General features: G+C 66.8%; 14 protein-coding genes. 3 read left to right on the forward strand and 11 right to left on the reverse strand.

Features of this window, described 5'->3' with window-relative positions:
- Positions 1–14 precede the first annotated feature (14 nt).
- The 8 genes from TR46_RS36730 to TR46_RS36765 all read right to left on the reverse strand — a co-directional run bounded on the left by TR46_RS36730 (position 15) and on the right by TR46_RS36765 (position 7,882).
- Positions 15–1,256 (reverse strand): cytochrome P450, encoded by a 1,242-nt coding sequence (locus TR46_RS36730; RefSeq protein WP_042411240.1) that lies wholly within the window; start codon positions 1,254–1,256, stop codon positions 15–17.
- 120 nt (positions 1,257–1,376) lie between these two features.
- A complete protein-coding gene (locus TR46_RS36735; RefSeq protein WP_052433443.1) occupies positions 1,377–2,657 on the reverse strand; it encodes an aminotransferase class V-fold PLP-dependent enzyme in 1,281 nt (426 codons plus the stop codon).
- Positions 2,654–2,956, reverse strand: a complete 303-nt coding sequence (locus TR46_RS36740; protein ID WP_042411243.1) for a hypothetical protein — start codon at positions 2,954–2,956, stop codon at positions 2,654–2,656. The genes TR46_RS36735 and TR46_RS36740 overlap by 4 nt, the downstream gene beginning before the upstream one ends.
- A 37-nt stretch (positions 2,957–2,993) precedes the next feature.
- Positions 2,994–4,007, reverse strand: coding sequence for a hypothetical protein (locus tag TR46_RS38695; RefSeq protein WP_052433444.1), 1,014 nt, complete (start codon positions 4,005–4,007; stop codon positions 2,994–2,996).
- 226 nt (positions 4,008–4,233) lie between these two features.
- Complete coding sequence (locus tag TR46_RS36750) at positions 4,234–4,674, reverse strand: hypothetical protein (protein ID WP_042411247.1); 441 nt, start codon at positions 4,672–4,674, stop codon at positions 4,234–4,236.
- Positions 4,675–4,998: 324 nt separating this feature from the next.
- On the reverse strand, positions 4,999–6,855 hold the full coding sequence (locus TR46_RS36755) for a fatty acyl-AMP ligase (protein ID WP_052433445.1): 1,857 nt from the start codon (positions 6,853–6,855) through the stop codon (positions 4,999–5,001).
- Between the two features lie 44 nt (positions 6,856–6,899).
- Positions 6,900–7,169, reverse strand: coding sequence for an acyl carrier protein (locus TR46_RS36760; RefSeq protein WP_042411250.1), 270 nt, complete (start codon positions 7,167–7,169; stop codon positions 6,900–6,902).
- Entirely contained in the window at positions 7,166–7,882 is a 717-nt protein-coding gene (locus tag TR46_RS36765) for a TetR/AcrR family transcriptional regulator (protein WP_042411253.1), read from the reverse strand. Before TR46_RS36765 ends, TR46_RS36760 begins: the two co-directional genes overlap by 4 nt.
- Positions 7,883–7,997: 115 nt before the next feature.
- On the opposite strand from TR46_RS36765, the gene TR46_RS36770 reads away from it, so the two are divergent.
- Genes TR46_RS36770 through TR46_RS36780 form a run of 3 tightly spaced genes read left to right on the forward strand, consistent with a single transcriptional unit; the run spans position 7,998 to position 10,605 of the window.
- A complete protein-coding gene (locus TR46_RS36770) occupies positions 7,998–8,969 on the forward strand; it encodes an ABC transporter ATP-binding protein (RefSeq protein ID WP_042411283.1) in 972 nt (323 codons plus the stop codon).
- Positions 8,966–9,781, forward strand: coding sequence for an ABC transporter permease (locus TR46_RS36775; RefSeq protein WP_042411256.1), 816 nt, complete (start codon positions 8,966–8,968; stop codon positions 9,779–9,781). Before TR46_RS36770 ends, TR46_RS36775 begins: the two co-directional genes overlap by 4 nt.
- Positions 9,778–10,605: an ABC transporter permease gene (locus TR46_RS36780; RefSeq protein ID WP_201776485.1), complete on the forward strand. Its 828-nt coding sequence runs from the start codon at positions 9,778–9,780 to the stop codon at positions 10,603–10,605. The genes TR46_RS36775 and TR46_RS36780 overlap by 4 nt, the downstream gene beginning before the upstream one ends.
- 9 nt (positions 10,606–10,614) lie before the next feature.
- Here the strand turns inward: TR46_RS36780 and TR46_RS36785 are convergent, their stop codons facing one another.
- The 3 genes from TR46_RS36785 to TR46_RS36790 are packed head-to-tail and all read right to left on the reverse strand — an operon-like array spanning position 10,615 to position 13,752.
- The gene (locus tag TR46_RS36785) at positions 10,615–11,790 is read right to left on the reverse strand and encodes a ferritin-like domain-containing protein (RefSeq protein ID WP_052433447.1); all 1,176 of its coding nucleotides are present in this window, start codon (positions 11,788–11,790) and stop codon (positions 10,615–10,617) included.
- Positions 11,774–12,625: a phosphate/phosphite/phosphonate ABC transporter substrate-binding protein gene (locus TR46_RS40485; RefSeq protein WP_052433448.1), complete on the reverse strand. Its 852-nt coding sequence runs from the start codon at positions 12,623–12,625 to the stop codon at positions 11,774–11,776. The genes TR46_RS36785 and TR46_RS40485 overlap by 17 nt, the downstream gene beginning before the upstream one ends.
- Positions 12,626–12,636: 11 nt before the next feature.
- The gene (locus TR46_RS36790; protein ID WP_042411263.1) at positions 12,637–13,752 is read right to left on the reverse strand and encodes an acyl-CoA dehydrogenase family protein; all 1,116 of its coding nucleotides are present in this window, start codon (positions 13,750–13,752) and stop codon (positions 12,637–12,639) included.
- Positions 13,753–13,949: the final 197 nt, after the last annotated feature.

Here is a 13,949-nt window from a genome sequence, read left to right on the forward strand (position 1 = left end):
GCGGCGTGCGGGGTTCAGATCCGTTCCAGGACCGCGACGCCGCCGTGCTTGGGTACAAGCGTGACGTGGAAGACCTTCATGTGCTCGTCCTTTGTCCCGGCCGGGTGGATCGTGTAGTGCGTCAGTAGTTCCTTGAGCGCGATCTGCATTTCCAGTTCGGCCAGATAGGCGCCGACACAACGACGGGGGCCACCGCCGAAGGGGAGCCAGTCCAGCGGATCGACCCGCGCCAGGAACCGCTCGGGTCTGAAGGCGAGCGGGCTGTCATAGATGTCCTCCCGCTGGTGGAGCAGCAGGATCGGGATCATGACCGCCAGGCCCGCGGGTACCTCGTAGCCGCCGATGTTGTAGTCGTGCCCGAGCCGACGGGCTATGTGGTAGAGCGGCGGGCGCACCCGCAATGTCTCGCGGGCGCAGGCGGCGAGGTAGGCGTCGTCTCCGTTCAGAGCGGCGGCGCGGGCAGTCTCAAGAACCTCTGGATTGCGGGACAGACGTTCGACTGCCCAGGCGAGGCCTGTGGCTGTCGTCTCGTAGCCGGCGGTGACGAGCGTCAGCAACTGGTCACGGATGTCGATGTCCGACAGGCCTCGGCCCTCTTCGTCCGTTGCCAGCAGCAGCATTGACAGCGTGTCGTTGCGCTCGGCGAGGTCGGGTTCCTTTCGGCGGGCCGCCATCTCCTCTGCCATGAGTTCGTAGACGCGGTTGCGCCTGTTTGTGAAGATCCGCCAGGGGCTGCCTGGGCCGAAGTCCTGCCTCATCCACGGCAGCATGATGATCGTGCCGAGCGGTCCGCGCATGGCGATGAGCGCCTCCCGCAGCCGGTCAGCGACGGCCCCACGGACACCGAAGACGATCTCCAGGATGACGTCCATGGCAATCGCCTGCATGTAGGGCCGTGTCGCTACGGCCTTTCCCGTCGGCAGGGCGGCGAGGTTCTTCGCGGAGATGGCCTCGATCTGCTTCACATACGACTGGAGCTTGCGCGCATGGAAGGGCGGCAGGATGAGCCGCCGCTGCCATACATGGTCGTCACCGTCCGTCAGGAAGAGGGAGCGTGCGCCAACCATCGGCTCACCGAGCTGGTTCGCCTGACCGGCCAGAAAGAGCGACTGATCGCCCACCAGCATCTCCCGGATCAGCTGCGGGTCGGCAACCACCATGACGTCGCCCATGATCTGGATCCGGAGCCGGAAGAGGTCACCGTACTGTCGCCAGGCGCCGACGAGAAACCCGTTGGGGTCGTCCAGCAGACGCATTGTCTGCACCAGTGATGGCAAGTGCGGTCCATCGAGTGCTTTGAATGGTTTTGCAGGAGCGACAGTGCTCACGGAACTTCCCCAATGTCTCGTTGAGAGCCCAGTACGGAATGACTGGCCTCAGCTGCAGAAGGAGGCGATCTCACGGACGGCGGAGGCAAACTGCTGGGCTTCTTCCTGTGTGTTGTAGAGATAGAAGGAGGCCCGAACGTTGCCGGGCACGTCCACGACCGCGTCAGCGCCCATGAAGTACGACAGTGCGCAGTGCGCTCCGGACCGCACGGCGATGTGGTACCGCTCGTTGAGCATGCGTCCCACCTCGTCGGGCGGGACGTTCGCGAGGTTGAACGACACGATGCTCGACAGGAGTGAGGCCTCCTCGGGTCCGTATACCTGGATGCCGGGAATTGATCGGAGGGCACCGGCGACGCCTGCCGCCAGGCTCTGCGAGTGGCGGTGCACATTCTCCATGCCCACGGCCTGGAGGTAGTCGACTGCCGCCCCGAGGCCGATGGCCTCTGCGATCGGTGGTGTTCCCGCCTGCCACTTGTCGGGAAGCGCGCTGAAGGTGACGTACTTGGGCCCGCACTCGTCGATCGACGGACACCGGCACTCGGCCGTTGTGTCGATGGTGCCCCCACCGGCGATCCCCGGCATGAGGGTCTCGGCGTGTTCCCGCTTCATGTACAGCACGCCGATGCCTGTGGGGCCGAGCATCTTGTGGCCGGAGAAGGCAAGGAAGTCGCAGCCGAGTGCATGGACGTCGATGCGCCGGTGCGGGACCGCCTGGGCGGCGTCGACGACATAGACGATCCCGCGCTCGGAGCAGGCGTTCGCGATCGCCTCCACGGGATAGACGGTGCCGAGCACGTTCGACACGTACGTCAGGGCGACGATTCGGGTCCGTTCGTTGAGCAGCTTGACGAAGTCGTCGATCTCGAAGACGCCCTCGGGCCCCGGGTTGTACCAGCGGATCGTCGCGCCGACCTGATACGCCTTGAGCGCCCACGGCGCCATGTTGGAGGTGTGCTCGAGTGTGGACAGTACGATCTCGTCCCCTGCGCTGAGCGGGAGCGACAGAGCCGCCAGGTTCAGCGCGAGCGTCGTGTTGGAGGTGAAGACGACCTCCTCGGGGTCGGCGCCTATGAACGCCGCGACCTTCGCCAGGGCTGCCTCGTACTGCTCGGACGCCATCATGGACGCGTCGTAGCTGCCGCGGTGGACGTTGGCGCGGTAGCTGAAGTAGTACTCGTTCATCGCCTCGACCACGGAGACCGGTGTCAGGGACGACGCCACGCTGTCGAGGTAGACGCTCTCCGAGGCCAGGCAGGGGAAGTCGCTGCGCAGACGCGTCGGGTCCAGCGCGCTCGCGCCGTGGTGAAGTGGAGTCGTGGCGGTCATGCCGTCCTCGCCGGGGCGCGCATCGCGGCGGTGATCGTCTCCAGGCTGTCCATCCAGTTGGGCAGTGTGCCGGCCGACAGCACCCGGCCATTGAGGACGAGCACCGGAATGCCGTCGATCTGCTGGCCTGCCAGTTGCTCTATCAGCGCCGGCGGAACCGCGGCGTAGTCCGTGCAGGTCTCCATCTCCACCACCTCCACCTGCGCCTGGCCCTCGAACTTGCGCCGCAGGAAGTCTGCGAACTTCCCGATCTCGGGATCGCCTTCGCAACGGGCGTTGATCAGAACGATTTCGTGCATGTCACGCCTCCTGGTGTGCCGTTGTCGCGGTGTGAAGTCATGGGAGTTCGAGCTGGAGCGGGCGCACGAGGACTCCGTTCCTGGCCGCCAGCGAGGACAGCGTCCGGGCGAGATCAGGACTGGCGTGACCGGTGGAGTGTTCCCGCAGCCCTGTGCTGGACATGAGGTAGGTCTCGGCCAGGCAGGCGAAAGTGTCCTCCGGGCCGTCGAGGAAGAATTCCTGGGTGCAGCGGTAACCCGGTATACGGACGATGCCGCCCTCGGCGATCGCGATGCCGGCCTGCCGAAACTCCGCGTACTCCGCAAGGGGCACGTTGGCGGGCTGCGCGAGGTCGATGACGACGGCCTCCGGTTTCAGCATCCCGGGCCGCAAGCGCGCCGACGGGTCGCTGGTCAGGACCAGTACGACGTCCGCCTTGCCCACCGTCGCCACGTCGTCGCTGAGCCGCGCGGCAGGAGCGAGGCTGCCGAGGCGTTTTTGCAGCCAGTCCGTGGACCGTCCGATGAGAAGGAGGTCCAGGCCCTCGTCGGCGAGGAGATGCGAAGCCGCCACCCCGACCGAGCCTGTCGCGCCGAGAACGGCGACGGTGGGGTCGGGCACCGGACGGGCTGCCAATGCCTCCAGGACGTTCGCCTTCGCGACCGCGGCCGTGAAGGCGTTGCCGTTGGTGACGGTGACGTCGGACGGCAGGTGCGGAAGCAGGAACGAGCCGCCACCGGTCGCGGGCGCAGTGAGCGCGCCCAGGCCGATGACTGCGGCTCCCCGCTGGGCTGCCAGTTGGGCGGCCTCGACGATGGCGCGCACTCCCTCGCGGGTGAGGATGGCGTGGGGCATTCTGACGGCCCCGACCACCTCGCCGCGGATCGATGAGCCCCGGACGGTGACCTCTCCCAGTACGAGTGCGGGAGATGTGCATGCCTTCTGGATGAACTCTTCGTCATCCTTGCTGTACTTGCGCAGCAGAGAGGCGCCAGGTAGTTGCTCGACGTCGGAGGTCTGCCTGGGGTGGACCAGGAAGCTGAACCAGGGCGGCGTGTCGCTCAGGTACATGAGCGCACCCGCTGGGCGGTACGGAGAGCAGACGGCACCGGGCCTCCTAAACGAATCCCATGGAGGGGACCAGCGTCATGGAGCCGGCGAAGTCAACGGTGGTGGATTCTCCTCCTAGGTGCATGGGCCAGGTGATGAGGAACGTCGTCTCATACACAACCGTGGTGGGCCGGCCGTCGCGAAGGGCCGAGAGCGTTGTCTCCAGACTGGAGACTATGCGGCCGTCTCAACCGCCTTTTGCGCCGGACCACATGGAGCCCGGGAGAAACTCCAGGCAGCCCCGTGCGTGCCATCCGGACAGATCCGGCTCGATCGTGCAGTCGTCAGTCGCGGTCGCCCGGATGGGTGCGAGGAGCGAGGGGCTGTGGCCACCGGCCAGCACAAGGTCGTGCAGTCCCGGGAAGACGCCCTGTACGCCGTAGCGGACACGCAGAGCGAACTGGTCGAAGTCCGCGATGCCCATGTTCGTCTGCGGGGGCGATGCGGGGTCGAGCATGAGCACGATCTGTCCCGACTTGATGGACTCCTCGGAATTCAGAGGCATGTCCATCCCCTTGTGGGAGATGCCGTACAGGTTCGTCACGCCGAAGATCACGCGGGCCGTCGGCTCCGGCGCAGCGCGGCGCGCCTCAAGCGTCTCGACGGTCAGGTCGTCGCTTATCGTCATGGTGGGCTTCCCGTCCTCTCCTTGATGTCCCTTGGCCCTCAGGCGGCATCGCCTGGGGTCGGCCGGTCGTCGTGCGAACTGCGCCGTGACGAGGAGGTCTGGGCGTGCTACCGCATCGCCGTTCCTACGGGTGTGCAGGTGCCGCAGGAATTTGTGCCTGTACCCGCGACGCGGGCAGAGTCGGTGGACCAGGTTTGCCGGGCACGAAGCCTCAAGCGAGAACGTGAGACACCCCGATCAGCCGTGAACGCACTGACCGTGCCGGAGGGCAGGAGAACCGCCCCCCACGGCGCCGGTGTTTCCGCCAGGCTCACCCTACGACTCTCACTGGCGTCGAGGCGAGTTGTCAAGGGGCGCTGGGCGCCGGCCGGCGGCCTCAGCCGAGTGTCCGTCAGCTTGGGGCCGGGGTCCGTCGTCCCCTCGTGGATGCGGGACCAGCACGCCCGAGTTGTACCGGCGGCGGCACTCCGACCGCCGGACCTTGCCGCTCGATGTACGAGGCAAGTGCCACCTTCCCACGGCTACGACGTCACTCACGGTGACGCCGTGTGTCGAGACGACAGCAGCGCGGACGTGGGCCGCCATCTCGCGCTGTGTCACCTCGTCGACGCGACTGGGCAGTTCCACCGCAACGACGATGCCGCTGACGGCCTTGGCGGCGGAATCGTCAGCAGCGAACACCGCGCAGCCCGCCGCGTCCCAGCGTGTACAGGCCGTGATAGCGGTCATTTCGATGTCCTCGGGGTAGAAATTGCGGCCGCGTATGACGATCCTGTCGCGCAACCGACCCACCACGAACAACTGGTCGTCCGTGACGAACCCGAGATCACCGGTACGCAGGAACGCCGTGTCGGGCCGGTCCCGCAATCGCGCACCGAAGGTGCGACGGCTCTCCTCGGGCCGGTTCCAGTACCCCGCGGCCACCCCCGGACCCGCTACCCAGATCTCGCCGACCTGGTCTGCGCCGACCGGCTGCTCAGTCTCAGGGTCAACGATGGCGAGCCCCACTCCGGGTCGCGCGTCCCCGCACCCGACGAGCCGCCACGCCGACGGTCCTTCCGCGCGGGCGACGATGCCGCGTGCCATCTCCTCGCCGTCGACGCTGACCATGTGAACGGCGTCACCGCGTTGGCCGCCGGTGACGATCAAGGTGGCTTCGGCAAGTCCGTAGCAGGGGTAGAAGGCACGGGGAGAGAAGCCGGCCTCGGCGAAACGGGAGCAGAACCGCTCGACGGTAGTTGCGAGCACGGGCTCGGCGCCGGTGAAGGCAAGCTTCCAACTCGACAGGTCGAGAGGCTCCGCCCCCTCGTGCGGAGGACGCCGCACGCACATCTCGTAGCCGAAGTTCGGCCCCCCGCTGATCGTCGCGCGCCAGCGGCTGATCGCGGTGAGCCAGCGGCTCGGCCGCTGCAGCACCGCCGACGGACTGAGGAAGTACTGGGGAAAGCCGGTGTAGAGCGGCTGCAGAACCCCGCCGACGAGTCCCATGTCGTGAAACATCGGCAGCCATACGAGGCTGACCGAAGTGCTGTCATTGCCGAATCCGGTGCGGATCATCTCGGAGTTCGCGATGAGGTTGGCGTGTGTGACCTGGACACCTCTGGGGGCCATGGTCGAACCCGAGGTGTACTGGATCAGTGCCACATCGCCGGCCCGCACCGCCACGTCCGGTTCCGTGCCGCCGGCCTGTTCGCCGCCGGCCTGCTCGCAGATGACGCGCAGCCCGGCCAGAGTCGGCTCGGCGGCGAACTGCTCCGCGACGACTGCTCGATGCTTTCCAGCGACCAGGATCGCGGCCGCGCCCGAATCCGCGGCGATCAGGGAGAGCGCCACGGCCTCCTCGACCCGTCTGGGCAGTTTGATCGGTATCGGCACCACGCCGGCGATGTTCGCGGCGAAGAAGGCGACGATGAACTCCGGGCCTTGCGGAAATCCGAGCAGAACCCTTCGGCCGGACAGACCCAGTTCGAGGAGGAGACGGGCAAGTCCAGCCGCTCGCCGCAGGAGCGACGCATAGCTCAGGGATTCGGTGAGTTCGGCCTCCGAGTCCAGGAATCCGTACAGGGGCTGGTCTCCGTGCAGACGGGCACGATGCCGCAGGACTTCGACGATGGTCTCGCCGGGCGCGTGCCAATCGCCCCCGCCCGGGTCCTTCTGCGGTCCAAGGTTCGCTGCGCTCATATGTGACCTCCTTTGCCTCCTGGTGAGTTGAAGGTGCGGCACCCTCAGCTCGCGATGTTTTTGGACACTGCCGACTCCGCGAGGTAGCGGCTGAGCGAACGGATCGTGGGGTGGACGTATGCGACGTTCGGATCGAGCTGCAAGCCGAGCCAGTCCTCCAGTTCACCAGTGATGGCGATCGCGGTGGCGGAATCGAGACCGAGGCTGTCGAACGTGGCCTCGCGGTCGATCTCGGCGCTGGGGAGTGTGAGGAGTTCGCCGATGTACTCCGCGAGCCAGCTGTCGATCTCGTGCTCCGCCGGGATGCTGGTCATGACGCCCCTTCCGGCACCTCTGCCATGCCCGGGGACAGTGATTCGAGGTAGGAGTTGAGCCCGCCGATCATGAGGTCGACGCCGAAGTGGAACTGGGCGGTCATCTCACAGTCGCCGCAGACCAGCAGCGCCGTGCGGATCAAGTCGTTCGAGACCTCGGCCGGCAGCAGGTCGGTGGCGCGCCGGATGAACCCGATCTCGTCGCACGGGCCCTGATCGGGAGACGCGGGCAGGGACAACTCTGCGAGCGCGTAGCCGAGCCCGAAGGGGAAGACGGTGCGGAGCAGGGCAGCCGCGCACTTCTCGGGGACACCGCCATCCCGCATCAGCCGCATCAGGCCGTGGCAGATCAGCAGAGGCCGCTCCCGAAGACCCTGACGACTGATCAGCAGTGGTGCTGCGTCGGGATGCCGATGGACGAGGTCGCGCAGGGATGCGGCAAGCCGGCGGATGGCCTCGCGCCAGTCGTCGGTTGGCGGCTCGGCTGGGATCTCGGCCCACATCAGCCCCACGATCCCGTCCAGAAGGTCGTCCTTGTCGGTCACGTGCTTGTACAGCGACATAGCTTTCACGCCGAGCGAGGCGCCCAACTTGTGCATGCTCAACTGGTCGAGCCCGTGCTCATCGACGTAGTCGAGCGCGCCGCGCAGCACCTGCTCGCGCGACAGGGAGCCCCTGACCGCCTTCTTGCCGCCGTCCACCTGCGTTGTCATGGCTTACAGCATAACGCTTGACGGTATACGGTGTAAGCCAAGTAGGGTGACGTGCCAGTCAGTTCACGCATATTCAGGAGGGGCGGGAGGTCCCGTTGTGGCCGGGTACGAGGGCATGGCCATCGAGCTGTCCGGTCTGACCAAGACCTACCAGCGCGGTAAACAGCCGGTCACCGCGGTGCAGGAGGTTTCGCTGAGCATTCCGCCGGGCCAGGTTCTCGGGTTGCTCGGGCCGAACGGCGCGGGCAAGACCACGACGATCAAGATGATCTGCGGGCTGATCCTGCCGACGGCAGGGTCGGTCCGGGTGATGGGCTTCGATGTGGCCAAGCAGCGGTCGAGCGCGGTGCGCCAGATCGGCGCAGTTCTGGAGGGATCGCGCAATGTGTACTGGCCTCTTTCGGCGTGGCAGAATCTGATGTACTTCGGTCGGCTCAAAGGTTTGCGTGGCGCCGAGATCAAGCCTCGGGCTGAGCGGCTGTTGTCCGAACTCGGGTTGTGGGAGCGCAAGGACGAGCCGGTCAGCTCCTACTCACGCGGGATGCAGCAGAAGGTGGCGATCGCCGCGGCGCTGATCACCGATCCGCCCGTGATCCTTCTGGACGAACCCACCCTCGGCCTCGACGTGGAGGCGGCCCGCACCGTCAAGGACTGGATCACGCATCTCGCCCGTGACGAAGGAAAAACGGTGGTCCTGACCACCCACCAGCTGGCAACGGCACAGGAGCTGTCCGCGCGGATTGCCGTGATCCGGAACGGATCCGTCATCGCTGACCTTGCCACCGGCGAACTGCTGTCCAGCTACAGCGAGGACCGCTTCGTGGTCCGCGTCGACGCGACCCGTGACGGCATCACCGCTCTGCTTCCAGCAGGAGCCCGCGCCGAGGCTGACGCCGAGTCCACTGTCGTCACACTGCCGGACACCGGCCAGGAGGCGTTGCAGGGCTTCCTCGCCGAGATCCGCGCGAAAGGGATCCCCCTGGTATCGGTCAGCCGGGCCCAGCCGGATCTGGAGGAGGTCTTCATCCAGCTCATCCACTCCGACAGCGGCAGTGCGCCTTCCGCCGACGCGGAGCGTGTGGGATGACCGTGATCGCGGTACCTCGCACCGGTGGGTCCGCTTACACGCTGAGAGCGGTGATCGGCGAAACCACCAAGGGGCTGCTGCTGCTCTGGCGGCGCCGCGCGGTGCTGATCATGGCTACGGTTTCGGTCGGTCTGATCTATCTCATGATCGAGTTCTTCGTCGGCGCCGGCCGCATCGACCACGGAGTGCTCGCAGCGACCCTGCCCGGCCTGTTCGCCTACGCGGTGGCCAGCAGTGCCGCCGTGCAGGGCTGCGGCGGGATCGCCGAGGAGATCAACTCAGGCACGCTGGAACAAGCCCACCTCAGCCCGGTCCCGCCGTCGCTACTCGTGCTGGGGCGGCTCGGCGCGCTGGCCGCTGAAGGGCTGATCCCGGCCGTTGTGCTCACCGCTGCCTTCTGGACCGGGTTCGGGGTCCACTACACGGTGCGGCCCGATGCGCTGGTGCCGGTTGTGCTCACTGTCGCCGATGCATTGGCGTACGGGCTGCTGATGGCCGCCCTGACGGTCGCGGTGAGCAGCATCGGGGCGCTCGGGCATGTGTTCAACATGATCGTCATGTTCTTCGGCGGCATCTTCGTGCCGGTGACCGCGTATCCGCACGGCGTCGTGATCTTCGCGAGGTTCGTACCCACCACGCTGGGAGTGGAGGTGCTGAACACGGCCCTCGCGGGTCGGGGCCTCGGCGCCGCATGGACCGATGGCACCCTCCCCTGGCTGTTGGTGCACGTCGTGGTGCTGGGCAGCCTCGGCTGGTACATCTACACGTTCAACATCCGCCGGGCGCGGCGGGAAGGGGGGCTGAGCGCGTGATGATGCCCCGTTCGATGGTGAGCCTGGGCAACGAGATTCGCAAGGGCCTGCTGATCGCCTGGTCCGAGCGTGTGCAGATCCTTTTCGAGCTGCCCTTCTTCGCACTCTTGATCCTCCTGCTCGGGCCATTGCTCGGCGCGGGGGACCAGGTCGCCGGCGGCCATGTTTCCTGGTCCCTGCAGAGCAGCCGGACCTCGCTGCTCGTCCTGGCTTTCCTACCGGCGATGGTCTTCTACTTCCAGGCTGTGAAGCTGTTCTGGCGGCTGCTCGCCGAGATCCAGTCGGGCACGCTGGAGCAGGTCTACCTGTCTCCGCTGCCGCCCTGGCTGATCGTGGCAGCCGGACGAGTGGTTGCAGCGCTGATCGAGACCCTGATCGTCATCGCCGCCACCTACGGCATCGTCAGCGCCTTCGTGACGCTGCACTACAACTGGAGTGCAGCCGCTCTGGTTCCGGCCGCGCTGCTGATCGTGACCGGTGTCGGCTACTCACTGATCATCGGCGGGATGACTCTGATCTGGAAGCGCGTGCACATGCTCCAAGAGGCGTTTCTCCTCCTGGTCATGGTCTTCGCCGTCTCCGCACTCCCCGTCTTCGCCGTGCCCGGCTGGTTCTCCGGTCTCGGCCGCGTGTTCCCTGTCACCAGTGCCGTTGCCAGCCTGTACAAGGTGCTGATCGACGGTGACCCTGTCACCGGGCTGTGGGGCGCAGGCGGTCTGGTGTGGTTGTTCGTCACCGCTGCCGCGTATCTCGCCGCGGGGATCTTCGCCTTCAGCGTGGGCGGGCGGATCGCGAAGGGCCGCGGCACGCTCGGCAGTTACTGACCTGGCTGCTCACATGAAGTTTCGGGTGTGAAGCGCGGACAGCTCAACTGCCTCATCGCTGGGGAAGCCCAACTGGACCAGGCGTCGCTGGCGGCCCTCGTTCATGGCCTTCTGCAGCGCCTGGACTGCGTTCCAGCCACTCCTGAGTGACTCCGGTGTCCACGCGTGGGCCGCAAGGACGACGAGGGAGTCGAAGACGTCCTGGTTCAGCCCGGCGGTGTCGGCCAGGGCGTCGTGCCGTCGCTCAACTGCCGTTCTCAACCGTCCGAGCAGTGCCCTGTCGGCGTCGGCCGCGTATTTCAGGTGAGCCATGCCGAAGGCCACATGGCGCCGCTCGTCGCGCAGCGCCAGGCCCGCCACCTCCCGGGTCACAGGATCGGGGGCGTGCCGCGTGATGAACTCCAGAAGATCGAGAAAACTGCCCTCACCGAGGACCGACAGCAGGAAGGCCGCCAGGCTGAAGTCCGTCTCGTCCAGCAGTGTCTGCAAGGAGGCTCGGCCGCCGGCACCGGAGACGCCCATCTCACTGGAGCGCAGCATCGCACGTCGGGTGAACACCTCGACGTGGCGCGCCTCGTCGGCGACCTGGATCGCGAGGACCTGCATGACTTCGCGGTAATGAGGGTGCATGCGGGCAATGAATCCAGCGGGGATCTGCATGGCTGCGTACTCGTTCTCAACCAGGTACGTCATCACCTGAACGACCGCGCCCTCGATCTCCGAAGGCAGTGCGAAAGGGGCATCCCACCGGACAGCGGTGTCAGGATTCCACTGCCGCGCGGCACCATGCTGATAGAGCTGCTGCGCGGCCTCGGCCCACACCACGCCGCGGTCGATGAGGTCGGCATGAAGCGGTGGACCGCCCTCCTCGACGAGCGCGCCGCGCATGGCCAGACCCCAGCGCACGTCTGCATGCGGAAGCGTGCCGTCGGGGCCGGGGTCGCCCGCGCGTCGGGCACGGCTCCAGCGTGCGGTAGTCGCCGACCCCTTCACGACCGTGGGCGCGGGGCCGCTCAGATCGATGCCATGGCCCTGCTCGCGGCTCCACACCGCCAGATGCACCCGCAACGCCGGATCACGGCCGTGGACGGCGAGTCGGCTTCCGATAGGCAGGTCGCGCAACGCGCGCTGCACGATCAGGTATCCGCCCGCGTCCAGGCCGAGATCCTCAAGGTCGATAGTCATCAGCCAGCAGCGCGCCGTCTTCCCCGTAGAAGCGTGCCTCGTCCACGGCCGATTCAAGTGCCTGATAGCCGCTCGTCCGCCCCGGACGCCACGTCTTGAGTCCTTCAAGATCGAGCAGCGACCTCAGCTCGGCGTCCTCGTACGACATGCCGAGCAGGAGCTCCCGGAATCGTGCAGCGAGGACTGGGTCGGCCGACGGGCCGGTCGTCATGTTGCAGTGATCGTACGGCTCGGTCTCAGCGATGATCCTTGTGGACGAGGCGGTGAACAGGCCTTCCCGGGCAAAGAGCAGATGGCTGGCGTCGATCATGCACGCCGCGTCGACCTCACCGGCGATCAGCGCCCGCGCTGCGTCCCGCTCGCCGCCGACATGGTCGCCGTGCAGTCCGACTCCGACATCGAACCGACGTATCGTCAGATTCGTTCCGGCTGCCAGGCCGTGATTACGCAAGAGCGATAAGGGCAGCAAGGTCGCTTGTGGCGAGTCCACGGCGCCGACGCCGACGGTGGCACCGTCCAGCCCCGACAGGCTCTCGACGCCGGAACCGCCGCGGACGACGATCACCGATCGCAGATCGCGATCGGTGTCCCGCATGACCAGGGCTTCCAGCCGGGCGCCGGCGGCCCCGGCCAGCCGACGGGCCCGGACCCAGGCCAACGGGGAGTTCCACGCCGCATCGATCCGGCCGGCGACGAGGTCCTCGGCCTGCCGTTCGTAATGGGAGTACAGGATGAAGTCGAAGGGGAGGCCGTGATCCACGAGAAAGCGCCGGAACCCCTCCCAGATCGTGACCACTTTGGGGTCATAGGCGACAGCGCCCATGAGCAGCGTCATTCCGGCACTCCTCACATCAGGGGGAGGCCGCACAGGGCACGCCCGATGAAGTCTCGCAATGCTTCGGTGGTCGGCGCCATGACCCTGGCGGCACGGGCGTCGCGAAAGCTGCGTTCGATACCGAGATCGGTGCGGAACGCGGACCCGCCGCAAACCGTCATGGCGAGGTCGGTGACCTCGATGGCCGCTTCGGCCGCGGCGGCCTTCACTTCAAGCAGCCGCAACTGGGCGTCTTCCCGGCCCGCGGCCAGAGCGGCAACGGTGTCGTCGAGCAGCACGCGTGCCGAGTCCGCGGTGATCCGCATCCTCGCCAAACCTTGGCGCAGGCCCGACTGTTCGGCCAGCGTCTGCCCCAGATGCTCCAGCTTGCTGCCGGTCAGGTGGGTGATGGTCCGGGCGATCACGGCTTCCATCTGACCAACGCTGCAGGCCGCATTGAGAATCAGGAAGTAGGGGAGGGCTGCGCCGAAGGCGATGTCCAGGCCGGTGCCGTCCTCACCCAGCCTGGCGTCAGGAGCGACGCGCACGGAGTCCGCGGTGACCGGGCTGGAGGCGTTGCCGCGCAGGCCGAGTCCGTCGAAGGCGAACGGGATTGACAGGCCGGGGGCGTCCGATGACACCAGCCACAAGGTCATAGGGCCCTCGCCGGTGAGCGGTCGGCTCGACCAGACGTAGCTGTCGGCTTGGCTCGCCGAGGTCACCCAGCTCTTCTGCGCCTCCAGGATCACGGAGTCACCATGGGTACGAGCGGTGCTGACCGGTGCCCAGAAGTGGCTGCGCGACCCGTTCTCCGAGAATGCCAGAGTCGTCAGGTGCCGTCCCTCAGCGATGGCCCTGACCACCGTGTCGGGCCCGTGCGCGGTGAGCACCGCGGTAGCTGCAAAATGCATTGTGAGGACCATCGCCGTCGATCCGCAGGCCCCGGAGACCCGGCGTACCGCATCGGCGGCCTCGGCCAACCCCGCGCCGGCTCCGCCGTGGCTGGTCGGCACCGTGAGGCCTAAGATCCCTGCCGCGCCCAGCGCGGTCACCCCGTCGCGGGGGAACTTGCCCTCGCGATCAACCAGGCGGGCGGCTGGTTCGATGACGTTGGTGATCGCTTCGGAAAGTTTTTCCTGATAGGACATGGAAAGAGAGATCCACTTCTGGTCGCGGGCCGATGAGCCTGGATTGAAACACCATCGCCAATAACAGAAGTCGCTGCTGCAAGGCTCTCGTCTTCAGCTCTGTGACGTCAAGGCAGCGGCGAGCACTGCGGTTCGGAGGATGCAGTCATCCGCGGGATCGACGGTGCGGAGGTCGAGCAGCAGGCGCCCGTCCTCGA

Source organism: Streptacidiphilus carbonis, assembly GCF_000787775.1.
Taxonomy (GTDB): domain Bacteria; phylum Actinomycetota; class Actinomycetes; order Streptomycetales; family Streptomycetaceae; genus Streptacidiphilus; species Streptacidiphilus carbonis.